The sequence below is a fragment of the Candidatus Hydrogenedentota bacterium genome, assembly GCA_016791475.1.
Taxonomy (GTDB): Bacteria; Hydrogenedentota; Hydrogenedentia; order Hydrogenedentales; family JAEUWI01; genus JAEUWI01.
The window spans coordinates 23,456-50,438 of record JAEUWI010000053.1 but is presented as its reverse complement, the minus strand read 5'-3'; the positions used below and the strand labels follow the sequence as shown (position 1 = coordinate 50,438).

23 protein-coding genes are annotated in these 26,983 nt (G+C 62.3%); 12 read left to right on the top strand and 11 right to left on the bottom strand.

Annotation, left to right across the window (positions count from 1 at the left end; all coding sequences use genetic code 11):
* Window positions 1–92 precede the first annotated feature (92 nt).
* Together JNK74_22590 and ilvA are read right to left on the bottom strand one after the other, a co-directional pair.
* Complete coding sequence (locus JNK74_22590) at window positions 93–1,988, bottom strand: hypothetical protein (protein ID MBL7648975.1); 1,896 nt, start codon at window positions 1,986–1,988, stop codon at window positions 93–95.
* A gap of 139 nt (window positions 1,989–2,127) precedes the next feature.
* Complete coding sequence (gene ilvA, locus JNK74_22585) at window positions 2,128–3,663, bottom strand: threonine ammonia-lyase, biosynthetic (GenBank protein ID MBL7648974.1); 1,536 nt, start codon at window positions 3,661–3,663, stop codon at window positions 2,128–2,130.
* Window positions 3,664–3,784: 121 nt separating this feature from the next.
* Between ilvA and JNK74_22580 the strand changes: the two genes are divergently transcribed.
* On the top strand, window positions 3,785–3,985 hold the full coding sequence (locus tag JNK74_22580) for a type II toxin-antitoxin system VapB family antitoxin (protein MBL7648973.1): 201 nt from the start codon (window positions 3,785–3,787) through the stop codon (window positions 3,983–3,985).
* Complete coding sequence (locus tag JNK74_22575) at window positions 3,982–4,392, top strand: PIN domain-containing protein (protein MBL7648972.1); 411 nt, start codon at window positions 3,982–3,984, stop codon at window positions 4,390–4,392. The genes JNK74_22580 and JNK74_22575 overlap by 4 nt, the downstream gene beginning before the upstream one ends.
* Here the strand turns inward: JNK74_22575 and JNK74_22570 are convergent.
* From JNK74_22570 to JNK74_22560, 3 genes are all read right to left on the bottom strand, one after another.
* The gene (locus tag JNK74_22570) at window positions 4,373–4,753 is read right to left on the bottom strand and encodes a hypothetical protein (GenBank protein ID MBL7648971.1); all 381 of its coding nucleotides are present in this window, start codon (window positions 4,751–4,753) and stop codon (window positions 4,373–4,375) included. The genes JNK74_22575 and JNK74_22570 overlap by 20 nt on opposite strands.
* A 15-nt stretch (window positions 4,754–4,768) precedes the next feature.
* Window positions 4,769–5,221, bottom strand: coding sequence for a prepilin-type N-terminal cleavage/methylation domain-containing protein (locus JNK74_22565; protein ID MBL7648970.1), 453 nt, complete (start codon window positions 5,219–5,221; stop codon window positions 4,769–4,771).
* 202 nt (window positions 5,222–5,423) lie between these two features.
* The gene (locus JNK74_22560) at window positions 5,424–5,855 is read right to left on the bottom strand and encodes a prepilin-type N-terminal cleavage/methylation domain-containing protein (GenBank protein ID MBL7648969.1); all 432 of its coding nucleotides are present in this window, start codon (window positions 5,853–5,855) and stop codon (window positions 5,424–5,426) included.
* 397 nt (window positions 5,856–6,252) lie between these two features.
* Between JNK74_22560 and JNK74_22555 the strand changes: the two genes are divergently transcribed.
* Window positions 6,253–7,410 (top strand): hypothetical protein, encoded by a 1,158-nt coding sequence (locus JNK74_22555; protein MBL7648968.1) that lies wholly within the window; start codon window positions 6,253–6,255, stop codon window positions 7,408–7,410.
* A 24-nt stretch (window positions 7,411–7,434) separates the two neighbouring features.
* Here the strand turns inward: JNK74_22555 and JNK74_22550 are convergent, their stop codons facing one another.
* The 3 genes from JNK74_22550 to JNK74_22540 form a co-directional block, all read right to left on the bottom strand.
* A complete protein-coding gene (locus JNK74_22550; protein MBL7648967.1) occupies window positions 7,435–8,604 on the bottom strand; it encodes an undecaprenyl/decaprenyl-phosphate alpha-N-acetylglucosaminyl 1-phosphate transferase in 1,170 nt (389 codons plus the stop codon).
* A 64-nt stretch (window positions 8,605–8,668) separates the two neighbouring features.
* A complete protein-coding gene (locus JNK74_22545) occupies window positions 8,669–9,679 on the bottom strand; it encodes a DegT/DnrJ/EryC1/StrS family aminotransferase (GenBank protein MBL7648966.1) in 1,011 nt (336 codons plus the stop codon).
* Window positions 9,654–10,349: a WbqC family protein gene (locus JNK74_22540; protein MBL7648965.1), complete on the bottom strand. Its 696-nt coding sequence runs from the start codon at window positions 10,347–10,349 to the stop codon at window positions 9,654–9,656. The genes JNK74_22545 and JNK74_22540 overlap by 26 nt, the downstream gene beginning before the upstream one ends.
* Before the next feature lie 139 nt (window positions 10,350–10,488).
* Between JNK74_22540 and JNK74_22535 the strand changes: the two genes are divergently transcribed.
* Complete coding sequence (locus tag JNK74_22535) at window positions 10,489–13,161, top strand: hypothetical protein (GenBank protein MBL7648964.1); 2,673 nt, start codon at window positions 10,489–10,491, stop codon at window positions 13,159–13,161.
* A gap of 651 nt (window positions 13,162–13,812) precedes the next feature.
* On the opposite strand, the gene rpsU is transcribed toward JNK74_22535, so the two are convergent.
* A complete protein-coding gene (gene rpsU, locus JNK74_22530) occupies window positions 13,813–13,998 on the bottom strand; it encodes a 30S ribosomal protein S21 (GenBank protein MBL7648963.1) in 186 nt (61 codons plus the stop codon).
* Window positions 13,999–14,118: 120 nt separating this feature from the next.
* Window positions 14,119–15,546: a proline--tRNA ligase gene (locus JNK74_22525; protein ID MBL7648962.1), complete on the bottom strand. Its 1,428-nt coding sequence runs from the start codon at window positions 15,544–15,546 to the stop codon at window positions 14,119–14,121.
* A 378-nt stretch (window positions 15,547–15,924) separates the two neighbouring features.
* Between JNK74_22525 and JNK74_22520 the strand changes: the two genes are divergently transcribed.
* On the top strand, window positions 15,925–16,626 hold the full coding sequence (locus JNK74_22520; GenBank protein MBL7648961.1) for a methyltransferase domain-containing protein: 702 nt from the start codon (window positions 15,925–15,927) through the stop codon (window positions 16,624–16,626).
* Between the two features lie 3 nt (window positions 16,627–16,629).
* Entirely contained in the window at window positions 16,630–17,988 is a 1,359-nt protein-coding gene (locus JNK74_22515) for an amino acid permease (protein ID MBL7648960.1), read from the top strand.
* Between the two features lie 110 nt (window positions 17,989–18,098).
* Here JNK74_22515 and JNK74_22510 read toward each other — a convergent pair whose 3' ends face one another.
* Window positions 18,099–21,611, bottom strand: a complete 3,513-nt coding sequence (locus tag JNK74_22510) for a hypothetical protein (GenBank protein MBL7648959.1) — start codon at window positions 21,609–21,611, stop codon at window positions 18,099–18,101.
* 520 nt (window positions 21,612–22,131) lie between these two features.
* Here JNK74_22510 and thrC point away from each other — a divergent pair.
* The 6 genes from thrC to JNK74_22480 all read left to right on the top strand — a co-directional run bounded on the left by thrC (window position 22,132) and on the right by JNK74_22480 (window position 26,922).
* A complete protein-coding gene (thrC, locus tag JNK74_22505) occupies window positions 22,132–23,400 on the top strand; it encodes a threonine synthase (GenBank protein MBL7648958.1) in 1,269 nt (422 codons plus the stop codon).
* Window positions 23,401–23,472: 72 nt separating this feature from the next.
* Window positions 23,473–23,934 carry a hypothetical protein gene (locus tag JNK74_22500; protein ID MBL7648957.1) on the top strand — a complete coding sequence of 154 codons (462 nt, stop codon included), beginning with the start codon at window positions 23,473–23,475 and terminating at the stop codon, window positions 23,932–23,934.
* A complete protein-coding gene (locus JNK74_22495) occupies window positions 23,931–24,722 on the top strand; it encodes a hypothetical protein (GenBank protein ID MBL7648956.1) in 792 nt (263 codons plus the stop codon). The genes JNK74_22500 and JNK74_22495 overlap by 4 nt, the downstream gene beginning before the upstream one ends.
* A gap of 127 nt (window positions 24,723–24,849) precedes the next feature.
* The gene (locus tag JNK74_22490) at window positions 24,850–25,839 is read left to right on the top strand and encodes an extracellular solute-binding protein (GenBank protein MBL7648955.1); all 990 of its coding nucleotides are present in this window, start codon (window positions 24,850–24,852) and stop codon (window positions 25,837–25,839) included.
* Window positions 25,836–26,567, top strand: coding sequence for an ABC transporter ATP-binding protein (locus tag JNK74_22485; protein MBL7648954.1), 732 nt, complete (start codon window positions 25,836–25,838; stop codon window positions 26,565–26,567). Before JNK74_22490 ends, JNK74_22485 begins: the two co-directional genes overlap by 4 nt.
* Before the next feature lie 73 nt (window positions 26,568–26,640).
* A complete protein-coding gene (locus JNK74_22480) occupies window positions 26,641–26,922 on the top strand; it encodes a hypothetical protein (GenBank protein MBL7648953.1) in 282 nt (93 codons plus the stop codon).
* Window positions 26,923–26,983 lie beyond the last annotated feature (61 nt).

Genomic DNA, 26,983 nt, shown 5'->3' with positions numbered 1-26,983 from the left:
CTACATGGTGAACGAGCAAGTACCATGTCAACTACCTTTCAAGTTGATAGACAGGTCAGACTTAGCCTGACGCACCGGAAGGGCACGGAATTTCACGGAAGAGACAAGTTCGCGCCGGGCACTTCATACAACACCAGTCCCTCGCTTCGAAGTCGCTCCGGCAAGTGCAGGGGATGAAACTCCTTGCTGATCACATAGCGGAATCCGTAGGCATCGCCGAGCGCGCGCCACTCCGCCTCGGTTCTTCGCTGCCACAGGTCCCAGTCATACCAGCGGCCATCTTTCACGCCGTAGAGATCGGCGAAGAGCTTGTCCGTCGTGGCCGCGATGGATTTCATGTACGACATGAACTGGCGCGTCTCGAAGGTCGCCACCACGGGCCGATTCAGCACCATCTGCCAGTGCTCCTCCAAGGTCGTCAGCACCATGTCGGAGGGCGCGCTGTGTTCCGCGAAATATGCGGCCAGCTCCGACTCAAAAGGCGAAATCGGAAGATGCTCGCGTGTGCGCCATTGACCCGCGAAGAGGTGGATCAGCGTGAGGACACCGAGCGCATAGGCCGCAATCGCTCCCGCACGGGGCATCCACGCATTCCAGGCGATCCGATCACCCGCGAAGGCGATGACGAACCCGCACAGCACGGATGCCGCCGCGACCTTGTGATACCAGGCCAGGGTGAGCAGCCCGACCACGAGCAACGCCAGCCATGTATGCCGAAAGCGCGACCTATCGTCCATGTTTCGCCACAACCCCAGTATCGAGGCGCCCGCGAGGAGGAAGAGGGCCGTTTCCGGTGTGGCGAAGTAGCGCGCGGCCAAATCAGGGTCCATTAAATGGGGCCACAGCGGTATCGCCGCGAGCCAGCCGAGAGCGATAAACGCGACCCATGCGCCACCCCGTCCCACGTTCCACGCGCACACGGCGGCCATGAGCAGCATGGCTACATGGATCACGAGACGATAGGGCATCCAGCTTACGACGACGTAAGGCACATTAATATCCATGCGCGCGTGCACGATCCAGGCAAAGGCAATCGCGGCCGTGGAAAGCGCCGCATAGGTGTACAGAATCAGCACCGGCCCTCGTCGTGCCGGGCTTTTCCATGCCCGCCAGGCCAGGGGCAGGGCCAACAGAAGAAAACCCGCGAGGCCGATGATGCTGTGGCCGAAGAGGCCGAAGCGCGGCCATTCCGTGCGCTTTCGGTGCATGTCCTCGTTCGTGGTGTACGCCGCCCAGATCGCGTGCCCGTCCGTTTCCGCGTAATAGGCTCCATCAACCGGATCCGGCACGAGGAAAGGTCGCTGGGCGACCGCGAAGAGCACCGTGATGACTATGCCGACGGCGGCGCACGCGGCAAACTGCTTCAGTGCCGTGCCCTCGCCACGCCACCAAAGCCACGCGCAGGTCGCGATGGCGGTCAGGAGGATCATGGGCCATTGGCCGAGGTGGATCAGGGGCATGAGGCCAAAGAGGACGCCCGCCATGCGCCAGCGTCCCGCCGCCAGCGCGAGGAGCGCGGCGAAGGCCCAGCCCATGCCCATGATGCCGCTGGTGGCTTTCGTGGCCCAGGGCGAGATGGGCATGTAGCTCTGGAAGAACACATCGGCCCCCGCGAAGCTCAGCACCATGGCCAGGTGTACCGGTCCCATGCGCCGCGTCAACAGCCACGTCACGCCGAAGATCGGCAGGTGAATCGCCAGGGTCGCAAGGAACTGGCGCCCGCCGCAGATCAGCGCGGCGCTATCCGTCAGCCAGAGCAGCGCCCCGGTGGCGTAGTAGTGAATCGAGAAGCCGTTGAAGACCCAACGGTGGTGCGGATGTCCTTCGGGGTAGGGCGTGATGCCCAGCAGCACCTGAGCGCGCTCGTAGCCCTCCTCCCAGCGCACCCCGCGCACCAGCACCGCCAGAAGGCACACCCCGATCCAGAAAGCAAGCCCCAGCCAGAAGGCGCGGGCCTGCGCGCGGGCGTGGTCTGGCGTGTGGGGCATGGCTGCGCGGGTTCCTTCCTGAGCTGACGCGCCACTCTAACGCGGGCCACGCGGGCGATGCAACGCGGCTGGAAGAAAATGACGGATAAGACGGATAGGACCGATAAATCGGTCCTATCGGTCGAATCCGCCCTATCTACTACAGCATCCGCGCCAGCACCGATTCCTCCACTTCGCGATAGGCGTGCTTCGAGCCCGCCAGCCGCAGGCGAAAGCGATCATGATCATCGCGCGAGGCGAACTCAAAGCCGATTAATGCCCGGCCCACCTGCTCGCCGGAATAGGTGTAGTTGAAGTAGCAGATGCTCCCGCCCTCCAGCGTGTGGAGGAACTCCCGAAGCGCACCGGCGCGCTCCGGAAATTCAAAGGTGATCAAGTACGCATGCATGAAAAGCTGGGGCTCATAGTGGATGATGCGGAACTCCACATCCGCCCGCGAGGTCACGTCCTCGTGGGGGATGCGTTGTTCCGTCAGCCGCGCGTCCAGCAATTGCAGGGCGGGCGGCGAGGCTTCAAAGCCGATCACCGGCCACGCTTCTTCGTTCGAAACTTTACCGTACTGCACTTCGATGATGTTGATGCCGTCCAGGATACTGTCGAGCAAGTGGAGGAGTCCGCCGGGGGTCTCCGGCATTCGGAAGCGGTAATATTTCCGGCGCTCGGCGCCGATGCCGGCGTGTTGCGAGATCCACGCGAGCTGCTCGAAATCCACATTCGCGCCGCAAAGTACCGTAAGCACTTTCTTCCCGCGCACCTGCTCCGCCTGCTTCAACAGACCCGCCACACCCATCGCGCCCGCGGGCTCCGAGATGCATCGGCAGGTATTCCACAGCGCTTCAATCGCCGCCGCCACTTCCTCGTTTGTCACTGTGATGAACTCATCGATCAACTCCGCGCAAAGCGGATAGGTCAGCGCGCCCGCCTTCTTCACCGCCGTGCCGTCGCAGAACACATCCACATAGTCCAGCGCCACCGGCTTGCCCGCGCGCACGGCCGCCGCCATGCTCGCCTGATCCACGCCTTCCACGCCTATGATGCGGATGTCCGGATAATACGCGCGCAGCCAGCACGCGACCGCGGCCGCCATGCCGCCGCCGCCAATCTGGAGATAAGCCACGTCGAACGCGCCATGGCCGCTCATCACCACTTCATCCGCGATGGTGCCCTGGCCACCCATGGTGGCGTAGTCGTCGTAGGCGTGAACAAAAGTAAGGCCCTGTGCTTCGGCATAGTCCAGCGCCGCGCCCGCCGCCTCGCTGTAGGAATCGCCGATCAGCACAATCTCAATGTGATCGCCGCCATGACGCCGCACCTCATGCTGCTTCATGCGCGGCGTGGAAACGGGCATATAGATCCGCGCGTGGACCCCCAGCTTGCTCGACGCCAGCGCCACGCCCTGGGCGTGGTTGCCCGCCGAGGCGCACACAACGCCCGCCGCGCGCTCCTCGTCCGAAAGCAGCGCCATGCGGTTGTAGGCCCCGCGCCACTTGTAGGCGTGAATCGGCGAGAGATCTTCCCGCTTGATATACACCTCGGCGTCCAGCGGCAAATTCAACCGCTCCAGCGGCGTGGGCGGCGCCACGGCATAGACCCGCTGCCGGGCCATCAAGATTTCCTGAAACAATCGCTCGCGCATGAGATTTCCCTTGAATTGTGTTCCCACCACACCGATCATACCGGACGACGGACGGTGAACGCCTCTAAAGAGGGAGGTTGATGCGCATCGTGGGTCGGCAATAAGGTCTCCAGTTGACGCGACACAATTCATTGTGTAGAATTAAATAAAGAGGTGAACTATGGCAACAAACCTACAACTCGACGACGAATTAATCGATAAAGCGGTGAAGCTTGGCGCGCACAAGACCAAGAGGGAAGCAGTCACTAAGGCGCTGGAAGACTATGTGGGTTACCTCGAGCGTATCGAGATTATCAATCACTTTGGCACCTTCGACTTTGACCCCAACTATGATTACAAGAAAGAGCGCAGCAGGCGGTGAAAGTGCTGGTGGACACGTGTGTCTGGTCGCTCGTGCTGCGACGACCTGCCGGTTCAAAGGATCCAGCGGCGAAGGCCTTGAGGCAACTGATATTGGAAAATCGGGCCCTCATCATGGGACCCATCCGTCAGGAACTCCTATCGGGTATGACGGATCGGGTCCATTTTGAAAGACTGGTCCTTGTCCTGCACGGGTTTTCCGATCTGTCCTTGGAGGGTTCCGACTACATCAAAGCTGCGCAATTCTCTAATACCTGCCGAGCAAAGGGTGTTCAGGGATCTGGAACGGATTTTCTATTGTGCGCCGCTTCCGTCCGTCACGAAGTTTCGATTCTCACGACGGACAAAGACTTCCAGCACTACGCAAAGCTCCTACCCATCCGCCTGTTTAATCCCGGCGTGATGTGACGCGCTTAGTCGCTCTCCCCCCATAGGTTCCCAGAACTTCAATGGTTCCCACAATCCGATCATTCAACCGTTCCAGGTCTTCCGCCGGCACCCACCACTCCGTCTGATGCGCCGCCCCCACGCAGTGGATCGCGTATTGATCCATGAAGGTTTTCTCAACCGAAAAACGCGCGACAGAGCCCGCTCCCAAATCCGTGACGTTCCACTGTGTCAATTCGATGGCGTAGCGCTCGTTGGTGACGGGATAGAAAATGGGCTGCTCGGGTAAGCGCGGCGGCCAGCGCTTAAATCCAGATGCCCGCACGCGGTCCAATTCGGCTTGGCCGACCGGGCGAAAACAAGTGGTAATTTCGTCGCTCATGCACGGTGCCCCCCCCTATTCCCCGCTGTTCAGTCCCGGCGCATCGGCGGCGGGACGTCCCACCGAGTTGTAACGAACAATGCCCGATCCGTCCACGCGAAAGAAGCGCCGCCCGGTAACCCCGACGCTGACCGGGTCCGCGAAGCAGGTGAAGTCATCCGGCGACACCACCGCCATATTGAAGCTGTAGCCCGCCTTGACCCGGCCCTCAAACCACGAGTCATCCAGAAAGGCCGTCCCCTCGCCGTCGGTCTCCGCCACCAGCATGGCGAAGTCGCCAAAGGTCCTGCGGGCGGTGGCACAGGCAATCTGCCCCGCGCAAATCGTTCGCAAATCGCTTACGGCGGCGGCCTCGTTGGCCTGAATGCGGGAGCGGAGCAAATTGGGAATGGCGATAGCCGCGATGATGGCAATGATGGCCACAACCATCATCCATTCGATGAGGGTAAAGCCGTCCTTCCTCTGCAACATGCGTGTCTCCCGGACCGGATTGCGCGGTCACGTTGTCGTGTTCCCACTCCAGGTTTACTGCTCCGGTTCAGTGCAGTCCCGCGGGTCAACTGAGCCTGAAGTGTACCCCCGGAACCCCGGAAAGTAAAGCGGACGGCGAGGCTGGCTGGCCTCGCCGTCCGGGGGTTAAACCCGTCTTGCGCCTCGCGTTAGCGGGGTATTATTCACCAATCGGGTCGCTGGAGGCGTCGGCGTCGGCGCCGTCGGCGTAGCGGATAACACCGCTGGAGTCGGTGAAGAAGCCCTTACCGCCCGTCGTGCCGTATACGGCCGCGTTGGCGTTGGCGGTGAAGTTGTTCGTGTCGCCGCCGAGAACGTAGTTGTAGCCGCTCTTCGTGCCGGCCCAGTTACCGTCGAGGAACGAGGGGGTCGCGCCGGTGAGGTCCGCGAAGTCCGCCGTGTACTCATAGTTCGCGGCATGGTAGGCCACTTCGGAACCCACGATGGTGCGCAGGTTGCCGATGGCGCTGGATTCGTTGGACTGCATGCGCGAGCGGAGCAGGTTGGGGATGGCGATAGCGGCGATGATGGCGATAATGGCAACCACGATCATCAATTCAATCAGCGTGAAACCCTTGTTAGACTTTTTCATGGCAATTCCTCCTGTTGGATTGTTACGTTTCGCAAACTCGTTCAACCGGTTCCCACCAGCGGGACCCGACTACGCTTGTTCAACTGTTGAACTCCATAAGGCAATCGCCATGCCAAAAGATGGCGCCAACCCGCAAGCCGCTCAAAATAAACAACTTATACAAAATTCATCTCGAGTCCATCCGAAAATTCCGACTGCGCGTTCGGGAATTTGGCTCCGTTGTGCGGCCCCAAGTGACAATTTTCGTCCCGAAAGGTAAATTGCCGCGCGTGGTGCGTCCCGCGCGCCTTCAAGTTGACCCCGATCGGCACAAACGTCACAATGGGGTCGGAAACTGTGGGGAACAACGTTGTCGTATGGCCGGTATGGAACCGGCAGAAATCGTGGAGAACCATACATGCCGGGTCGAATGGGTTGCATTCTTATCACGCTGATGTTCGCGGGCTGGACCGGTGCGGAGACTTCGTATCTCACCCGCACCCGTGACGCGCTCGATGCCGTCGCCCGTGACATGCCCGCCGTCATCGCGGCGGCGGAAGCCACCGCCAAGTCCCTGGCGGGCGGCGGAAAATTCTGGGCGGCGGGTCACCCCGCCCTCGTCAGCGAATTTTCCGGTCGCGCCAGCGGCTTCATGTATCTCAAGGGGCTCCAGCTCGACCAAGCCGGCCACGGCGACACCATTCTCTACACGCCCGGCGGAATCGTCAACGCCGAAGAAGCAACCGCCATCGCCGCGAAAGGGGCCACGCTCGTTTGGATCGGCGGCGGCGCGCCGGAAGGGGCCCATGCCCTGAGCGTCGCCACCGAATCGGGCTTGTCTCCCACGCTGGCCGGCGCCATCACCGGCTGGGTGTACCTGGCGGAGACCATTGCCGCCCTGACGCGCGAAGGCAAAATGCCGGTGATCTACGAGACCATCGGACTCTACAGCGGCTTCCAGCGCATCGCGAAGTTCGAGCAGCAGGGCATTTACTGGCACGAACCCCACACCGTACCCACCATCCCCCCCGGCACGCTCGGTCTCGCCTACACCACAACCCTGAGCGCCATGCTCGAACGTGTGAATCGCGAGATGGGCCCGCGCATCGCCCTGGCCGCAGCGTGGAGCGCCGAGGCCCACGCCGCCGGCAAACAGACCATCATGTACAACATGGGCCACATGTTTCCCCACGAAGTGGCCGAAACGGAAATCGGCACCCTCTTCAAGTCGGAAGTGTGGTACTCCGGCTTCTCCCAGATGCCGCCCCCGAACGATCCCTACGGCCCCGGCGATGTGCTCCTCCACATCGGCTACCAGCACCCGCCCTATGAGCTCTTACCCCGGGCGAAGCATGCCGGAGCCAAAGTGGCCTACGTGGATATACTTCAGCACCGGGACTACCCCAACAACGACCAGGACGTGCTATGGATAGACCCCATGTGGCCCTGGGCCGATGGGGTGGTGCAGATCCCCAACTACGACGTGCCCGCCTGCCCCGCCTCGGGCGTGATCAATTCGGCCATCGCCTGGGAGATTTACCGCCTGACGCGCGAAGCCCTGACCACAAAGAAATAGCAGCCGACGCACGCGGAAGGAGGCTCAGCCCCCGCCCTTCGGGATATCCTCGCCGTCCTTCGCACCCGTGGTCGCCTCCAGTCGGCGCGCCAGGCCTTCGTAGGCCGCCTCATGGGCCTCCAGCGTGGCCGCATGGCGCCGTGCCGCGAGGGCCATGAGAATCAGGATGATGGACACGATTGCAAAGCCCTGAAACAGGGCCAGTTGGCTATCCAGAATACTCGTGGTGTTGCGCAGCAGGATACCGCTGATCCCCAGGGTAATGGCGATGAGGTAAATGAAGAAGACCGCCTGGCGCTGGGTGAAGCCGAACCACACCAGCCGGTGGGAGAGGTGGTCGGGCGCGCAATGATCGATCACCGAGCGAAAGGTCCGCGTCTCCCCCTTGATGATCCGGGCGATGATGATGTAGGCGAAATCAAAGAGTGGCACACCGAGGATCAGCACGGGAATGGTGGAAGCGATGATCCGGTTCTCCGTCCACTCGCCCATGACGCCAAGAGCCGCCAGGGTAAAACCGAGAAAGAAACTGCCCGAATCGCCCATGAAAATTCGCGCGGGGTTGCTGTTGAATATCAGAAAGCCCAGGTTTGCCCCCATGAGGCCCACCGCCAGCATGCCGAACCAGGAGAGGCTCGTCTCCCGGCCCGCCTCGATGTAGGTCTGCACCGCAATGGCGAAGAACATGCCCGCGACGATGAACGCGAGGCCCGAGGCCAGCCCGTCCATGTTGTCGGTACCGTTGAAGGCGCTCGTCACGCCCACAATCCAGAGAATGGTGGCGGCCACGTCCAGAAAAGCGTTCTGGAACAGATTAATGCGGACGTCGAACTGAGAGAGAATCAACGTGGCCGCCACCAAAGTTATGAGCTTGTAAAAGCCCGGAATTCCACCGATATAGTCGTCCAGCGCCCCCACGACGAGACAGATGAAGGCCCCCAGCAGGATGCCGTTCATCCCGTCGCTCCGGTAACCCGGCAGCAGCACGGCCGCCGCAAAGGCGCAGAAAATAAAGATGCCGCCGCCCCGGGGCACGGGTGTCTTGTGTATCTTGTTGGGAGAAGGGGGATCCATCATTCCGAGCTTGCGGAACACCAGGATGCCCAGCGGCATCGCCAGCGCGGCGATCAGAAAAGCCGTCGTACCCACCAGAAGATAGGTACGCGGCCAGTACTCGAGTTCGGTCAGCAACATCCGTGTTTTGTGCGCCTCGGGGGGCCCGTCAGGGCGTCCACCTGGATCATGAATTCGGGGCGCTTCAACGCCCGCCCTGCGCTCCATGGAACGCTACAAGGGATTTTATCACAAATGACGCTTCGGCGGTAGTCAGCCCCGGATAGATAGGCAACGAAAGATTCTCCCCATGCGCACGCTCCGAACGGGGATAGTCCCCCCCCAGCGTGTGGTGCGCCGGACGATACACGGGGCGACAGGCGCCCACCCCGCGCCCGGCCAGCCACGCTTCCAGCGCATCGCGCTCGGGGGTGGCGATGACATAGCGAAAATGCACGCTGTCCTCCAGGCGGGGACGTTCGAGGGGCAGGCCCGCCAGGCCCGCATGGTACTGCGCGGCAATCTCGGCGCGCCGCGCGACAAAGGCCGGCAGCCGCCGCAACTGAACTCGACCCATGGCCGCCTGAAAGTCGGTCATCTTATAGGCGCGGCGTACCTGAAAATCATCCCGGTGGTCGTAGTCGCGCAGATCCCGGGCCAGCTCCGCCAGCCCTTCATCGTCCGTCAGGAGCATGCCGCCCTCGCCCGTGGTCATCATTTTGGTGGCGTAAAACGACGCAATCGCCAAGATGGATGCGTTGCCCGTGGGGCCGCCGATGGAATGGGCCAAATCCTCAATCACGGAAGGATTCTTTGGCAGCCGAGCCTTCGCACCAAAGAGGTGGGGCACAATCACCCCCATGACCGAATCGGGTACCCGCTCCGGATCAATATTGTTGTCCGCGCCGATGTCGCAAAGCACCGGCGTGGCGCCCTGCCAGGCCACCGCCTGGGCCAGGGCCGCGCAGGCATAGGAGGGCATGGCCACGGTATCACCCGACGACACCCCCATCCCGATGAGCGCCAGATGGAGCGCCGCCGTGCCGCTGTTCACGGCCACACCGTGTTTTCGGCCAACCACCGCCGCACATTCGTCTTCAAACGCGGCCACTTCCCGGCCCTGGGCCAGATTGCCGCTCCGCAGCACGCGATCCACGGCGGCCCGCTCTTCGGGTCCGATGGTGGGTCGGCTATGGGGTATCGAGGGGCTGTCCAAGAAGCACGCTCCGTGATTGAGGTCCGCAATGCATCAGCAAGTCCAGGATGGAAAGATCGGGAACGAAGGGGCCGTGGGCCTGAGGATATTCCACCGATTTCCACGCCTGGATCTCCAGCGCGATGCCGGCGGCGGCCAGTTCCTCCGCATCGAGGTAGGCGTCGAGGGCATAGGCTCCCGTCAGGTAGGCCGAGCCACCGGCTGCGTGGATCAAGTTCACGAGGCGCGTGGTTGCTTCGCCCGGCGCATCCATCTCCGAGGAATACCGGATCGGCGTTGTAATTCCGAGGGCATCCAGAAAGAAAGGCAGCATGGCCCGGTTCAGGGCGTTCAGGGTTTCCCAGGGTTGAAGATAGAATTCCCTGAGCGCCGGAGCAAGGGAATCAAAGTGCGGCGCGCGCCGATAATTCTGCTCGATGCTCCGCCAGTGCTTCGCAGCCCAGTTGCGCTTGTTGTCGATCCGTACCGCATCCAGCGATTGGGCAAAGCGATCATAGACCGGAACTGAGAGCATAAGCGGACCCTGGGGCGTCTTGATGCGATTCCGGTTCTGGTAGCCGTTCTTGTTGTACTGAATATTGTCCAGCACCACGAAAACCTCTGAACACGCTATCTTGTGAAAATAGCGCAGCCACGGCAAGTAGTGAAGCTGATGAATCCCAACCACCACGAATTACGAACTCCATGCGGGTCGATCGCCCCGGGCGACACACCATCCCCGCACGAATATACGCCGCCCGCAAGCCCACCGCAAGCCCGACACCGGATTTCGTTGCAACCCTTTCACCCCCTTGCGTATGGTACTGGGCATGTTCTCTTTCCCGCGGCATACCAACCTTGCACTTGTGGCGATTCTTGCGTTCGCCGGGCTTTGCCTGACTGCTCCGGGCCAGCGCATGGTCGTGGTGACGGAAGCGCGCAGCGCCCTGGGTGAAGCGGCGCGTCTTACACTTCACAGCGCCGATTTCGGGATCGGGGGGAGCCTGCCCGGCGGTCACCCCTTGCCCGGCACCGCGCTGATCACCCCGCTGGTGCTCGATCCGCCCCATGGCGGCGTGCTGGCGAGCAGCGGACGCCCCTGGCGTGGCGGAAGCCTGGAAACCACCCACCTCGAAAGCGCCCTGCGCGCCTTTCACACCGCACCCTTCAACCCCTGGACCGGGGCCGATACCGCCACGGAACCCGGCTGGCGCGACTGGGCCGTGGGTGTGGTGGAGGACCAGCAGACCCTCAGCTTCCTCCGGGTAACGGCGGCCATTCGCCAGGACGAATCCGGCGCTTGGCGGGGAAAACTGGTGGCGCACCCCTGGCCCCCCGAAGGCACGCCGGGCCGCGTGCAATCGGCGGGTGGCGAAACGCCGCTGGGTCTCGCGCCCCGATTCGTCTTTCCCCTGCGCAACCGGAGTTTTCTCACCGTCGGTGTGGCGGGAAGCGGCGGTCTGGTGCTGGCGGAGCGCGCCGATCCGGCCCTCCAGGTTTCGGAGGGGCCACGCCCCATCGCCGACGGCACTCACCCCGCCGATCAGCGCCACCTGGCGGCGGCCGCGCTCGCGCCCGAGGAAGATATACTCTGGGTGCTTTTTTCCGCACTCGAAATGGGCGAGGCCGGCGCCGCGCCGGAATCATGGCTCTACGCGGTTGATCTGAGAAACGCCTTGCCACCGGGCGCGCCTCTGGCGATTCCGGGTATCGCCGCCGTCGGATTTCAGGCCCTGTCCGCCGGACCCGGCGGGCAGTGCTGGGTGGCCACGCGTACGCCCGGCACGGACTTTGGTCGGGTGACCAGGGCCACGCGGGCAAACGCCGGAATCGCCGAGTCCCTCTCCCTTCCTCTGGTGGGCGTGGAGCAATCCCTGTCCATCGCCGCTGCCGCCGATGAGGTGATCGTGGCCGTGGATTCGCGGGTCGCGCGCATTGACCGGGATAGTAAACTGACCGCATTCACGACCTATGACGCCCCCATCACCCTGGTCCGCTGGACGGAATCCGGACCCGTAATCGCCGAGGGCAATCGACTTCATCAGATCACACTCCCTGCGTGTACACCGCGGGCAACGCTGGACTTCCAAAGCGGATGGGTTACCGATTTTCAGGAGATTCCGGCCGCCTCCCTTCCCCGACCCGATGGGGACGCCGACGGCATCGATGATGACACGGAGCGGCGCCAGCAGACCCGCCCGGATCAGGCTGATTCCGATGGCGACGGTATCCCCGACGGCAGCGACCCCTTCCCGAGCGCGCCTTCCCCCCAGTTGAAGGTGGGCGCGGAGGTGGTCTTTCCCTATACCGCCGTGGGCCGCCAGTTGCGCGCGCTGCCGATTGAAAGCCTCGGCGCGCCCGATGCCCAGTGGCAGATCGACTTTGACCCGGAGACCCTGCCCTGGCTCCGCGTCCACCCCCGCAACTTCCGCGGTTCGGGCCAGGCTTATATGGGCGTGGACCCCGAGCGCTTCGACCCCGCCGGGGTGACTTCAGGCACCATCCAAGTTTCGCTGGCCGGCAAGCCGAAGGGCAACCGGCCCGGCTATGCCGCGGCCTACAGCCCCGCCACGGTCCACATTCGGGTGGAGCCGCCCCGCGATCCACTCCGCACTATCCTCTGGCTCTGGCCCGCGACACAGGGCACACCGGGTTTTCGCGACCCATCGGACCCCCAGGGCCTCCGCGCCCTCGGCGATCTGGCGGCGGGCTTTCCCTTTCACTTCTCCCATGTCGAGCATTTCGGGCCCATGTCCGGCACCCTCGACGGCTACTCCGTCGTGGTCATCGGCGCACGCGCGGCGGCGGAAGGCGTGCTCACCCAGAAGGCCCTTTTTGACTACCTCAGCGACGGCGGCGCCGTGCTCTTCCTCGGTGAACATCTGGAGGGCGAACACTACCGGGATCTCGGATCGTGGCTCGCGCCCCTCGGCGTGAAGATCAGCATGAACACGCCGGTCAACGGTCCCGTGGCGGCGGACACCTCGCAGGACCTGCTGCGCCACTGGCAGGGCTTCACCATCGATCGGGGCTGCGCCCTGAGCGCCAGCACCGGCGACGGCGTGATGATCCCCGTCGACGCCAGAGCGCTGGCATCGCCCGGTGCGCCAGACAACCTCGCCTTCCTGGCGCGCGCCCACGGCTACGGGCGCATCGCGCTCCTCGCCGCGCCCACGCCCCTCAACACCAAATCCCTGCAAGGTCCGGAGAACCAGGCCTTCGCCCTGGATCTGCTCTACTGGCTCAGCCGCGCCGGATATTCCGTCGATGATCGCGATGGTGACGGCCTGCTGGACGCCACGGAAGACCAGAATGACAATGGCGCCGTGGACGGCGACGAAACCAACTGGCTCGATCCCGACAGCGACGGCGACGGTCTTCCCGATGGCTTGGAAGACACGAACCGCAACGGGGGCGTGGACAAGGGCGAGACGGATCCAAGGCTGCGGGACACGGATGGGGATGGCGTGGATGACGGTGCGGATGGGAGGCCGGTCGGGTGAAGGTGGACTTCGATTTAGCGCGATCTTGCCAATCTATCGATATAGATTTGCAAGCTGGGAGCGCCGACGGCCCGCCGGCAAAGTGAACTTGAATCTGCATTTCGCGAGGAAAATTGATGCGAACGGTTAAAGCACGGTTACACCTCTATTCGGGAAAAGGTAAGCGCAACATGCCCTTTTGTTCTGGATACCGGCCCACCTTCTGGGCGCGATCCGAAAGTGGGGTGAACGGAACGGGAGGCCCCGGTAGAACCAGCGGCAAAATCGACATTATGGATGCGGAAACGATTCACCCGGGGGAGGAGAAACTAGTGATGATCGCCTTTGTAACCGAAGAAATCCTGGGCGCGGATTTCGGGGCGGGGTCCGTAGTCTACTTTGCGGAAGGGTGTGAGGTGCTCGGGGAAGCAAACATCATCGCCCTGTTGTAACGTCGCGGTGGAGAGAGGTCTCCAATTCAGGGCGATCTCGTCACGAAACAAATAGATTTGCGAGTTGGGAGCGCCGACATCTTGTCGGCAATTGCGCCCGCGGGGCGCAGCCACTCAAGCCGAAACTAGCCGCCGCGTATTGCCGCGGGTCCGTCCCCATACAAAAAACGCGGGGCTGGACGAATCCAGCCCCGCGGGGTATTCAGGATGGTGGGGGAATTTACTTCTGTTCCAGTACGGCGCGGGCCATGGCCTTGGCAAGGCGGCGGCGGCGGCGTTCACTGGGTTTTTCGAAGTGCTTGATCTCTTTGATGCGCTGCATCAGACCCTCTTTGTTGCACTTCTTTTTGAAACGACGGAGCGCCTTTTCAAACGGCTCGTCGGACTTTACGCGAACTTTTGTCACGAATACTCAACCTCCCCTCGGAGTGGATTTCGCCCCGGCCTTTCGGCGGGCGATGGTTAGTCATGCGGTTAGTCCCGCTTTCGCAGGGCCCATCAGTGTACCAATAAAGAAGTTAGCCTGTCAATAGGACTGGGCGGCGATGACGCGGTAATGGCACGGGGCGCCGGTAATCATGCATTCGCCTTCTTCTTCTTCCTTGTCGAAGGGAATACACCGGATGGTGGACTTGGTGTCCGCCTGGAGCCGGTTCTCCACTTCGGGGTTCTTGTGATCGAGGAATACGCGGAAGAAACCGCCGTTGCCGATGCGGGCCTGATACTCTTCGTAGCTGTCCACGGTATGGGTATTGGCGGCGGTCCGTTCCTTCGCCAGGCGGAACAGGTTCGTCTGGATGTCTTCCAGCAGCGCCTCCAGTTTCTCGCGCAGGCCGTCCATCGGCAGGGTGATTTTCTCGCCCGTATCGCGGCGCGCGGCGATGACCTGACCGCTTTCCACGTCGCGCGGTCCAAGCTCCACACGAAGGGGGATGCCTTTGAGTTCCCATTCGGCAAATTTGAAGCCGGGCTTGTAGTGGTCGCGATCATCGATCTTGAAGAAGAGGGGATCCCAGCCTTCGGTCATGGCTTTGGCCTTCCCGAGCACCAGCGCCATCTCGTCGTCGTTGCGGTAGATGGGCACGATAACCACGGGCAACGGGGCGAGCTTCGGCGGTATTACGAGACCGTTGTCGTCGCTGTGGGTCATGATCATGCCGCCGATGAGGCGCGTGCTGACGCCCCAGCTCGTGGCGTGGACATACTTGAGCTCCTTATCCTTGTCCTGGAACTTCACGTCGAAGGCCTTGGCGAAATTCTGGCCCAGGTGATGGGATGTCCCCGCCTGGAGCGCCTTGCCATCCTGCATGAGGCCTTCGATGCAGTAGGTGTGAAGCGCGCCGGCGAATTTTTCGCTGTCCGTCTTCTTGCCCACGGCCACGGGCATGGCCAGGTACTCCTCGGCGAACTGCTGGTAGATGCGGACCATCTTGTAGGCTTCTTCTTCGGCCTCTTCAAAGGTGGCGTGGGCCGTGTGGCCTTCCTGCCAGAGGAATTCCGTGGTGCGCAGGAACAGGCGGGTACGCATTTCCCAGCGGCAGACATTCGCCCACTGATTGATGAGGATGGGCAGATCGCGATAGGAATTGATCCAGGTGCGGTAGGAGTCCCAGATGATGGTTTCGGAAGTCGGCCGGATGACCAGGGGCTCTTCCAGCTTCTTGCCGCCGCCATGGGTGACCACGGCGCACTCGGGGGCGAAGCCTTCCACGTGCTCCGCTTCCTTCTTCAGGAAGCTCTCGGGGATCAGCATGGGGAAATAGGCGTTGACGTGGCCGGATTCCTTGAACATGCGGTCCAGCCGCTGCTGGATCTTCTCCCAGATGCCATAGCCGGTCGGTTTGATGACCATGCAGCCCTTCACGGGGGAGTGGTCGGCCATCTCGGCCTTTCGAACCACGTCGATATACCACTGAGAATAGTCTTCCGAGCGCTTGGTGATGCCCTTGGCCATGGATGCGTTCCTGTAGCGTTTGCGAATGCCGATGAAGGATTGGGGGACAACCCGGGACCGGGTCCCCATGGATGAAGACCGAATTATAGCACAAAATGGCCGGGCGCCTGAAACCTGTTGACAGCGGATGTCCCGCCTTCTAAACTGACACCGCCAATTCCGCTGCGCCGGTTTTGCCCGTCGGCGCGCGGGTCGCCTGCCTGGAAGAGGCGACGCCTGGGAAGCGCCACGGTACCTGGGGGACGGTGTCGGGGTGCCAATAGCAACGTGCCGTCCTGTGAACGCACCCCCGTGGAACGGGTATTCGACCCTTTTACACCGCCCTGCGGGGGCTCAACACGCGGCCTGCAACGCCGCCGTCCTGAGGAGTAGAAATTCATGATGCGATACCTGATTGCCCTCGCCCTTCTGGGTTGCGCCACGACCTTTGCCCAGGAGACAAGCGTCGCCCCGGGCATCAATGACAATTTCAAGAATCCGAATGTCGATGAGTACGTCGCGCGATTCGAGGGGGAAAGTCGCGAGATCTACACCCACCGCCAGGCCATCCTGGATGCCCTGGATCTGAAGCCCGGCATGTGCGTCGGCGATATCGGGGCCGGCACGGGTTTCTTCTCTATGATGATTTCCGACGTGGTAGGGACGGAGGGGCGCGTGTACGCCGTGGATATCGCCAAGAACTTCGTCGAGCATATCAACAAGATCAGCGCGGAAAGCGGACGAAAAAATGTCGAAGGCGTGGTCTGTGATGAACGCTCGGCGCGCCTGCCCGTGAATTCCATCGACCTGGCCTTTATCTGCGACACCTACCACCATTTCGAATTTCCCTTCGACACCCTGAAGTCGATCCATGACGCCCTGCGGCCGGGCGGCAAGCTTGTAATCGTGGACTTCGTCCGGATCGAGGGCCGCAGCAGCGACTGGACTCTCAAACACGTGCGCCGCGGCATGGGGGGCGTCATCGACGAGCTGCAACAAGCCGGCTTTGATTTCCTCGAGAAGCAGGAAACCGGCATGAAGGAGCAGTACATGATCACATTCGTCAAGCGCGCGGCTGAGGTACAGCCCGCGAAAGAATAAACCATGCCCGCACCGGAAGACGCGGGACTGACCCGATTCATCGGTTTGCGCTCGGCAACGGGGCTGGTCGTCGCAAACATGATAGGCGCGGGAATCTTCACGACGACCGGCTTTCAGGCCGCCGATCTGGGCCACCCCGGTCTGATCTACGCGCTCTGGGCTCTCGGCGGTGTACTCGCGTTCTGCGGCGCCCTCTGCTTTGCCGAGCTCGGGGCGATGTTGCCCCGCGCCGGCGCGGAGTATGTCTATATCCGCGAGTCCTATGGGCAGGCCCTGGCCTTCGTGAGCGCTTTCGTCGCGTTGAGCGCCGGCTTCTCCGCGCCCATCGCCGCGGCAGCAAAGAGCTTCACCGTCTATCTCGGCTATCTGATAGATCCCCTCCGCGAAAACCCGCCCGTCCTCGGCGTGGCGCTGGTCGACCTCTGCGCGATCGGGGTGGTGTGGTCCCTTGTGGCGATCCACTGCCTCGGCGCTCAGACCGGCATGCGCTTCAGCGATGCCGTGACCGCCTTCAAGGTCCTGGGTATTGTCGCGATTATCACGGCGGCCCTGTTCTGGGGCGATGGACGGGTCGCGAACATTGTCGAGAAGGCGGCGGACTATGGGGATAAGTCGCCCGCGGATCTCACAGTCGCAATGGCGACCTCGCTTATCTTCGTCACGTTCTGCTACCTGGGCTGGAACGGCTCGGCCTATGTGGCCGGCGAGATGGAGGACCCCCAATCGAATTTGCCGAAATCACTCCTCACCGGCACCGCCATCGTGACGGGTCTCTACCTCGCGCTCAACGTGGTCTATTTCTACGGCGCCGGGGTGGATGGACTTCAGGGACAATTGAACGTGGGAACGCTGGCGGCGGAAAAGCTCTTCGGCCCCGCCGGCGTGACCGCGGTTACCCTGTTACTCTGCGTTTCGATCCTCGCTTCGGTCTCCGCCATGACCATCGCGGGATCCCGCGTCCTTTTCGCCTTCGGTCAAGACATGCGCGCCCTGTACTGGCTCGCCCGGTCGTCGCCAAACGGATCGCCGTGGCCATCGCTCCTGCTTCAGGGCACCGTCGTCTCCATCATCGTACTGTCCGGTCGGGTCGACCAGATCCTGCTTTACGCCGGCTTTACCCTCACGCTCTTCTCCGCCATCGCGGTCTCATGCGTGATCACCCTGCGGATTAAGGCCCCCCATCTTCCGAGGCCATTTCGGGTATGGGCTTACCCCTACACCCCCCTGCTCTTCATCGCCGTTTCCCTGTGGACAATGGTGTGGGCCTTCCGCGGGAGACCGGTGGAGTCCTCCCTCGCACTGGCAACGGTGGCGGCGGGCGGACTGCTCTTCTGGGGCGTCAATCGGCGCGAAAACCGCTGAGGCTCCGGGGCGCACCCGCGCTTGCCAACCAGCCGAGTCAATGCCACACGATGCAAAAGAACCAAGGGCCGGATCCCGACGGGAACCGGCCCCTTTCTCAGGCAATACCTTCAGGCGGATTCGCCTGATCGCTGCCGCAATCGCCCAAAACCCAATAACACAGAAACGGCCAAACCAAGGAGGAAAAGGTCACCCAGAAAATCGCTCAGCGATTTCGCACCCGACATTGGACAACCACCTCCTTCGCCCTCACCTTCGCCCTCACCTTCGCCCTCGCCTTCACCCTCACCCTCGCCCTCGCCTTCACCTTCGCCTTCGCCTTCGCCTTCGCCTTCGCCCTCGCCCTCACCTTCGCCTTCACCCTCGCCCTCGCCCTCGCCCTCGCCCTCACCTTCGCCCTCACCCTCGCCCTCGCCCTCGCCCTCGCCCTCGCCCTCACCTTCACCCTCGCCCTCGCCCTCGCCTTCACCTTCACCCTCACCCTCGCCCTCGCCTTCACCGCCGACCCCGTCGCTTTCGATGTCAAGGATCAATTCGCCGTTCTCGATGGTCACAGCCGCGTCGAAGCCTTCGGGCGCGTTGACGAACTCGACAGCGGCAAACGCACCGTCCACCGTCCCGCCGAAGCTGGCCAACTGGCTCAAGACGTCGTCGCCATAGACCCGTCCGGGCACCAGCACGATGCGCAGCGCCCCCGCCAGGGTGACGTTGCCGCCGACCTGGAGCATGGACTCGGCCCCGGCCTCGATCTCCAGGATTCCGTCTTCCTCCAGCACAAGATCGCCTTCGATCACGACGGGACCCGTTGGTACGCCTTTATCCGCGGCCGTGCTGGACTTCTCTTCAGGTCGCGGTATGGTCACCTCCAGCAGGATCTGGATCCGACCGTTGGAAACAAAGCTGCTCTGTACATTCGCGCCCGCGCCGGCCACCACCAGGCCCCGAGTACCAATGAGGAGCTGGGAGCCAATTCCCACATTGCCGCCGTTGGCCACACGGAGCAAACCCGCACCGGCGGAATTGCCCACGGAAACACTGCCGTCGCAGGTGAAGGTGGCGTCGGTGTCCACATTGACCGTGCCGCCCGCGTCGGCGCTCGCACCGCCCAGGATGGCTTCAAGGCAGTGCAGCGTGGTGCCCTGGTCGAAAAGTTCGACCAGGCCGTTGCCGTTCTTGCCCACTTCAAGAAAGCCGGGGGCCAGCGTGGCCCCTTCAGAGGGCGCGGGCTCGGCGAGGTCCACCAGCGCGTTTTCGAAAAGGCGGAGGATACCCAGGCCGCCGGTGGCCGATCCCAGGATTGCGGCGCTGGCCCGGAGTGGCGCGGCACTCTCCAGGGTTACCGTGCCGTCACCCGCGCCGGCGATGACCAATTCATCGACGATCTTCGTAGTGGCGAATAGACCGCTGGCGCGGTACTCGCCCGTGCTGTCCGCGCCCACAGCAAGCCGCATGGCCCGGGCTTCCACGCGCGCGTTGTCGCTAATCGTGAGTTCGCCCGCGCCATCAACGCCAATCTGGATTTCATCGCCAATGGTCCAGTGTGATTGAGGCGGATTCGGATTGGCCTCCGAAGCGATCTCGCCGGTGATCGTCGCGGTGCCCACGACCCCGCCCAGGGCGCCCAGCAGAAAGCTGTCGGTTATGGAGACTTCCGCGCCGCCTTCGGCCGTGATCGTGCCGAGACCACCCAGGCCCGCGATAAGGCTCCCATTGACCGTGAGATTGGCGAGGCCCGCTTCGCCATCGCGCAACGTCAGCGAACCAATACCGCCGGTCAGGATTCCCAGATTCAGATCACCCGCCGTGAGGCGCGCGCCATTGGTCACTTCGATTTCACCGACACCCTGATTGCCGGTCTGGACCACATCGACGATATCGAGGTGCGTGCCTGGACCGGCCAGCTCGATATCGCCCGTACTTCCTTCGCCTTCGGCCAGGGTGAGGGTGGCCGCCGTGATGCGGGCGCCTTCGCTCAGCAGGATTCGGCCCGTGCCTTCATCGCCCGCCACAACGCTGTCGATGATGGTGGCCCTCGTCTCGGAGCCACTGGCGGCAAAGGTGCCCGAGCCGCCTTCCAGCGCGCCCAGATTCATCTTGTCGGCGTTGATCGTGCCATGGTTGTTCAGGGCAAAGATGCCCGTGCCGCCCGCACCGATCAGAAGCGTGCCGGAAAGGTCCACCGTGGCGGCATCATCCGTTTCCCCATTGCCCGTCAGGTCCACCGAGGCCTCACTGCCCGATTCCAGCGCGAGGGAAAAGTCACCCGCGGGCACCTCAATCGACAACGGCGCTATGCCCAGGATCCGGCCTTCGCCCGCGCCGCCCACGAAGAGCCCCAGGCCCGCGTCGAGAGACGCATCCGCGCCGCCGCCGCCCAGAGAAAGTTCGCCCCGCGCACCGATGTCCCGACCCAGCGAGACGCCGCCGGTACCGGTGAGCGATGCGCCCGGCGCAATCTGGAGAAAGGAAAAGGCCTCGCCCGCAGCGGCGGTCGGGCCAATGGCCACCTCGGCGGCCGTCAGCGTCGTGCCCTCCAGCACCAGGCGCCCATCCGCGAAGACGCCCAATGCCGGTTCATCGCCCGCGCCGCCCAGCGCGAGGGTTCCGCCGCTGAAGGTGGGGCTGCCGCCGGAAACTCTGACCCGATTGGCCGAAGCGCCGCCGGGCAGCGTGACCGTGTATTCGCCCGACTCTGCAAAGGTGAGATTGGCGCAGCCCTCGCCATTGTCCACCGGCGCCACGGGCGGGTCCCAGTTGGCTTCGTCGGCGAAATTACCGGACTCCCCAATGGTCCAGCGCGGGTTGCAGAAGTCGGCGTTTTCCACCCGGAGTTCCAGATCACCCTGGACCTCCATCGTCATATTGTCCTGGGTCTCGGTCTGCGCCAGAAAGGTGATTCGGTACTGGCCCGGGGGCAGGGGCGTGGTGGGTATGGCGATGAAGTTGGGCCCGCAGGTATTCGTCGGCTCGCATTCCGAGAGCGGTGGGCAGTTAGTCGCCGTGCAAGTGACGGACCGCACGATATTCTGCATGTTCGGCACGCCCTGGGGCTCCACGACGAAGGATACCGAAGGGAAGGAGGCACCGCCGCCGCCGCCGGAGGCGAGGTGGACCCCCTCGTAGGAAAAGGTCAAGACCCCGTCGTTGCCCGTCACGGTGATGTTCCAGGTCGCCTGATGGATTAAGCGGGTGGACGCGTCGCCGCCGGAGATATCCTCCGTGCCGTCGTTCGCCGCCCCGACGATGTCGTAATCCAGCACCCCCGTGACGGAGATACCCGTGGGGGTGTTGGCGTAGGCAAAGGTGGACGCGTCAATCACCGAGGCGCTGCCGGAATTTCCCACCTCGCCGGTTACGCTCGCGCTGAGGTTGATGGGGCGGTTGATGGTGCCCTCGAAGCCGGGATCGATAGTCACCGTTTCATTGAAGCTATCGTTGTCGGCCACCAGGCTCGCGTTACGGGATGAAGCCGACACGTTGGCAAAGGATTCGAAGCGGAGGTTGGCGCTGTCTACGGTCACCTGGGCGAAAGCCCCCGAGCCCCCCAGCACCAGGGCCGACAATCCCCCCATCCAAGTGAGCCCCCCAATTTTTCGACCTGTTACCTTCATGAAACAACTCACGTTCGTGCTCTCCCACGTTTTTGCCCGCCAAAAGGATCCAGACACGACCGCCCGTCGGGTGTGTGATTCGGGCGGGATTCACGTCTTACTCCACCCCGCTGGTGGTGGTAGCGCAGTGTAGCCTATCGTCGCGAGTTCGGCAAGTGGATCGTGCCCATGGGGGGGCGGAGCCGGTATGGCGGAAACCGGGAAGGAGGAGGCTCGCGAGAACCCACCTTGCATGGCCCTCCCCAAACATGTAACATAATCGTAGTAACGAAGTAGAATCGTCAGCGGGCCGTGTTGCCGCATGGTCCGCACAAATGTCAACCACGGTAGACTTAGGTCCCAAAGGAGAATACCATGATTATCGATTTTATTGGTGACGTGTTTGGTTGGGTCGTTGACTTCTTCGGATCCATCTTCGATTTCCTGTTCGGCTGGATCTTCTAGTCCGGGAATCACCCAACGAATTTCGTTGACAGGCGCCTTGGCTACCGGCCGGGGCGCCTGCCTCTTTATTATGGAGTTCACCGGCCCCGTGTTACACCCCCTGCCCGATTTCTCGTTTCACTGTTATCCGTGCGGGGCCGATGGAGCTCCCGGGGACACCTTTCTATGTGAGGGGTGCCGCGCCCCCCTGAGCCTGAGATTCACCGGCGCCCCCGACCCCGCCTTCCTCTCCCGACCCGCCCGCTCGCTCTGGGATTTCCGGGCCTTTCTTCCCATTCCCAGGAAGGCTGAGGCGATTACCCTCGGTGAAGGCGCCACGCCGCTGGTATTGGCGCCGGCCCTGGCCAACCTCCATCATCTGGGCGGATTGGGCCTGAAGAACGAGATGGCCAACCCCACGGGCTCCTTCAAGGACCGTCAGGTTTCGGTGGGGCTTACCTGGGCCCGAAGTCAGGGCTACGACACGGTGGCCGTGGTCAGTTCGGGCAATGTGGCCTCGGCTGCGGCGGCCTATTGCGCGCGGGCCGGCATGAAGGCCGTATTGTTTATGCACGGCCAGGCTTCCCCCGCGAAGATCGCCCAGGCTCAGGCCTATGGCGCGGTGGTAGTTTCCGTGGACGACCCTTCTCCCAACAGTGTTTTTCAATTGTGCATCGAAGCCTGCAAGACTTTTGGCTGGTACCACCTTTCCACGGCGGGCATGTATGAACCCTGGAATGTGGAAGGGGCCAAGACTATCGCCTATGAGCTCTACCAGCAGTACAACGGCGCCCTCCCCGACTGGATCGTGGCCCCCGTGGGCGGTGGTGGATTACTTGGTGGTATCTGGCGCGGCCTGCTGGATTTGAAGGCTCTCGGGCTCCTGTCCGCGCTGCCACGGCTCGTTGGAGTACAGGCGACCGGCTGCGCGCCTCTCCAGGAGGCCATGGACAACGACTGGAACTTCGAAGAGCACCTGGCCCATCCCTGGCGCGAACCGAAGACCATCGCCGGCGCCATTGCGGACGATATTCTCTTCGATGGGCATACGGTATTGCCCGCGCTGCGCCAGACCTGGGGCACGGCCATCGCCGTGACGGATGAAGAAATGATTGCCGCCCAGGCACTGCTCGCGCGGACCGAGGGCCTGCTCTGCGAAATCGCCACGGCCAGCGCCATCGCGGCGTTGAAGCACCTTCCGCTGATGGACAGTGGCACAACCGTATGTTGTATAGTGTCGGGCAGCGGCTTGAAGGATCTGGGCCGACTGGCGGATTCGGCGGCGCCGGTGCCGAAAATCCCGGCGACGCTGGCGAGTCTGCGGCGGGTGCTGGAAGAGTCGAAATGCGCAACAAGGACGGCGCGTAGTGTACCGTGATTTCGGGCGACCCAACGGCACGTTGCTTGTGCGCTCGTAGTTTTCTTGATCTTTGGCGGAGATTCAAAACGCGTGGGTTTTTCCTACAGCAACGTCCAGATCGCGGCAGTTGTAAACGCTGTGAAGCACCCGAGATTCGCCGGTGACTTGGAAATCAAAGAAAGCCGGGAACGCTCGCGTCGCCTTGACTCGCTGCTGGAGCGCAGTGACGCGAAGGAAGATCGAATCCGGCTGATAGTGCGGGCCGGGCGCATTGACGACCCCCATTCCTTTGCTGCTGCGCTTCTGCTGGAGAACACACGGATTCGTGGCATTGATTACCACGCGGTTGCGCGGAGTCGCTTCTACAAAGAAACGATCCCGAAGGGGTGGCATGAGGATATAATTGATGCAAACCGAGAGACGGGTGAAAAAGGACAGCATGAACGGAAGGCCATGCCGGACTTTGCCCCAATGGACTTCGTCGACTTCCGCCGGCTCGTCTGCGCCCATTGGAATATTGTGCTGCCCCCCGAATTGGAGACGATGCTATGAGAGACACACTAATAGACACACACGACGGGCTTCGGGTGGCCCTGACATCGTTCTGGGACGGACAATTGCAGATTGAGCCTGAGGGCGATGGCCTGGCTGTGGCCATGCCGCTGATGGATTCCTCCGGCTGGCAGGTGGTGGTGCATCTTATACCGTTCACGCCGGGACAGTGGATCCTCAGCGACCAGGGCGCTACCCTCGGGATGCTCGACGACGCCGGGAAAGGCCCGGACGGCAAGGGGCTGCGGGAAGCGGTTGCCTCCCAGGGGCGGATCTATGGATTTGAACGCGACGGCTTGGTTCTCCAGCGGACGGTGCGCTTTCCCTTTGATCCGGCGGAAATTCAGATATTCGCGGAGGGGCTGGTGGCGCTTAGCCATTTGTGCCCGAAACGGAAGGATGTGGTGGTTGCCCGTGCGTCGCAGCGAATCGAGGATCGGATCAGCCGATATTTTTATGACAAGCAGTGGGCCCCGAAGCGCCACCACAAGCTGGCCGGGGTAGTGGAAACTGCAATCGAGGTGGACTTCTACCTGGAAGGGGTACGGCCTCTGGCGTTGCAGCCCGTGGGTCGGCCCCGGCACCTGCGCAACTATATGGAGCAATGGGGCTGGCGGTGGACCGACCTGAAGAACGCCCATCCCGATCTGATTAAAGCAATGGTCTTCGACCCTGATTCGCAGCATTGGGACAATGACTCCATGCGGATAGGCGAGGAGGTTTGCGACATCTTCGTGCCCGTTTACGAGTCGGAAGAGGCGTTGGATGGGCTGCTGGCGGTAGCCTGACGTGTCGGTCACCACAACCCGGAATTCGCCGGCGAACTGATCGTGGGCATTTCCGAACAATGCAGACAACTCTCTGGTGCGTAGAAGTTAGGATTTCGGATATGACCTACTCTAGAAAGTCTCCATCATGAAACATTCCATCTGGCTCATCGGTCTCCTCATGGCCGGTTGTTCCTCTCCCCATGTAGTCGTGGTCTACAGTCCCCACGGGGCCGAAATGCTGGGCGACTACGAAACCCTCTTCGAGGCCGCCCACCCCGAGGTGGATGTCCAGATGCTCGACATGGGCGCGAAGGATGCCTACACCCGCGTGCGCGCGGAGAGCGGCCGTCCCCAGTGCGACGTGTGGTGGGGCGCGCCGTCGACCCTGTTCATGCAGGCGGCGGACGAGGGGCTGCTTTCGCCCTACACACCCGCCTGGGCGGACAAGCTCGCGCCGGAGTTCAAGGACCCCGAAGGGCGCTGGCATGCGACCTACCGCTCGCCCATCGCGATTCTCTTCAATGACCGCCACTATAAGGCCGAAGACGTGCCTCAGACCTGGGATGCGCTTCTGGATCCGAAATGGAAGGGCAAGATCAGCCTGCGCTCGCCCCTCGAATCGGGCACGATGCGCACCTTCATCAGCGCCATGGTGGATCGCGCCGAAACCGACGACGCGGGCATCGAATGGCTCCGCCGCTTCCACCAGAACACCGGTGAGTACCTGGGCAACCCGGCCATGCTCTTTGATCACATCAAGAAGAACCCCGATCATATCAGCGTGTGGCTCATGCCCGACATCGTGATGCAGGCCGTGCGCAATGGCTTCCCCTTCGGGTACCACATTCCACCGGATACGCCCGTGCTGACCGACTGCATCGCGATCGTGAAGGGCGCGCCCCACGAGGAATGGGCGAAAAAATTCTATGACTTTGTGACCACCGAGGAGGCCCTGCTCCAGCAGGCCTCGGCATACGCCAAGTTACCCGCGCGCGGCGATATCGATCCCTCCAAGCTCCCCCCCAAACTTGTGGCCCAGCCGGTCCAGGCGATGGCCATCGATTGGGCGGAGTTCGCCGCGAAGGAGAAGGAGTGGTGTGACCGCTGGAAGGCGGAGGTCTTCGACGCCCCATGAGCAGCGTACGCCTCGACAATGTGACCCGGGTCTACCCCGAAGGCGGCGGCGTCCGCGGTTTTTCCTGTGATATCGCCCAGGGCGAGTGCTTCGCACTCCTCGGACCCTCCGGCTGCGGCAAGACCACGACCCTCCGCAGCATCGCGGGGCTGGAAATGCTCGATTCCGGACAGATTTTCTTTGGCGAGCGCGACGTGACCCGGGAACCGCCCGAAACCCGCAAGGCGGCCATGGTTTTTCAGAGTTACGCCCTTTTTCCCCATATGAATGTGTACGAGAATGTGGCCTTTGGCCTCCGTGCGCAGAAGGTGGATAAGGCTCTGATCCCGGCGCGCGTGCGCGATTCCCTCGCCCTGGTACAGCTCGAAGGCCTGGACAAGCGCTGGGTGACGGATCTGAGCGGTGGCCAGCAGCAGCGTGTGGCGGTGGCGAGGGCCTTGGCGGTCCACCCGGAAATCCTGCTGCTCGACGAACCCCTGAGCAACCTCGACGCGGAACTGCGCCACAGCACCCGGGAGCAACTGGGTGAAATCCAGAAAAAACTTGGGATTACGGCGATCTACGTGACCCACGATCAGGAGGAAGCGCTGGAGTTGGCCGACCGAATCGCTATCTTGAAAGACGGCGCCTGCCACCAGATTGGAGCACCCCGGGAAATCCTGGAGGCCCCCGCTACGGAGTTCGTGGAACAGTTCATGGCCAGGCAGCGAAGGCTGATGGGACGCTAAGTACACCAAGGCAATAAAGTTGACAGTCTTTGAACGAATTCGACTATCATAGTGAAGTTAAGGAGACACCATTATGACCGACGACTATGATTCACAATTGCAGAGTGCAATTCATGACCCAGCAGTCCCGAAGCTTTATATCAACGGCTTCGTGAATTCACTAAGCACTGGAGATATTGTTGTCGTAGGAAAGTGTAATGAAGAACCCGTGGTTGTAATAAATCTGTCATACACTATCGCAAAATCACTCGCTGAAAAGCTTTCCGAAGTAGTGTCCTTGCTGGAAAAGAAAACGGGGCGAGAGATGCTAACTGCCGACGTTGTCAAAGCCAGCTTGGAAGGTGATACCGAATGACAAACGGATTGGAGTGTAGACTCTTGACCGCATCACAGCGTCCGGCTAGTGTCGAATTGCG

Coding starts and splice junctions, on each gene's coding strand:
- JNK74_22590 (MBL7648975.1), bottom strand. CDS start 1,988: ATGCCCCACACGCCAGACCACGCCCGCGCGCAGGCCCGCGCCTTCTGG.
- ilvA (MBL7648974.1), bottom strand. CDS start 3,663: ATGATCGGTGTGGTGGGAACACAATTCAAGGGAAATCTCATGCGCGAG.
- JNK74_22580 (MBL7648973.1), top strand. CDS start 3,785: ATGGCAACAAACCTACAACTCGACGACGAATTAATCGATAAAGCGGTG.
- JNK74_22570 (MBL7648971.1), bottom strand. CDS start 4,753: ATGAGCGACGAAATTACCACTTGTTTTCGCCCGGTCGGCCAAGCCGAA.
- JNK74_22560 (MBL7648969.1), bottom strand. CDS start 5,855: ATGAAAAAGTCTAACAAGGGTTTCACGCTGATTGAATTGATGATCGTG.
- JNK74_22555 (MBL7648968.1), top strand. CDS start 6,253: ATGCCGGGTCGAATGGGTTGCATTCTTATCACGCTGATGTTCGCGGGC.
- JNK74_22550 (MBL7648967.1), bottom strand. CDS start 8,604: ATGTTGCTGACCGAACTCGAGTACTGGCCGCGTACCTATCTTCTGGTG.
- JNK74_22535 (MBL7648964.1), top strand. CDS start 10,489: ATGTTCTCTTTCCCGCGGCATACCAACCTTGCACTTGTGGCGATTCTT.
- JNK74_22525 (MBL7648962.1), bottom strand. CDS start 15,546: ATGGCCAAGGGCATCACCAAGCGCTCGGAAGACTATTCTCAGTGGTAT.
- JNK74_22520 (MBL7648961.1), top strand. CDS start 15,925: ATGATGCGATACCTGATTGCCCTCGCCCTTCTGGGTTGCGCCACGACC.
- JNK74_22515 (MBL7648960.1), top strand. CDS start 16,630: ATGCCCGCACCGGAAGACGCGGGACTGACCCGATTCATCGGTTTGCGC.
- JNK74_22495 (MBL7648956.1), top strand. CDS start 23,931: ATGAGAGACACACTAATAGACACACACGACGGGCTTCGGGTGGCCCTG.
- JNK74_22490 (MBL7648955.1), top strand. CDS start 24,850: ATGAAACATTCCATCTGGCTCATCGGTCTCCTCATGGCCGGTTGTTCC.
- JNK74_22485 (MBL7648954.1), top strand. CDS start 25,836: ATGAGCAGCGTACGCCTCGACAATGTGACCCGGGTCTACCCCGAAGGC.
- JNK74_22480 (MBL7648953.1), top strand. CDS start 26,641: ATGACCGACGACTATGATTCACAATTGCAGAGTGCAATTCATGACCCA.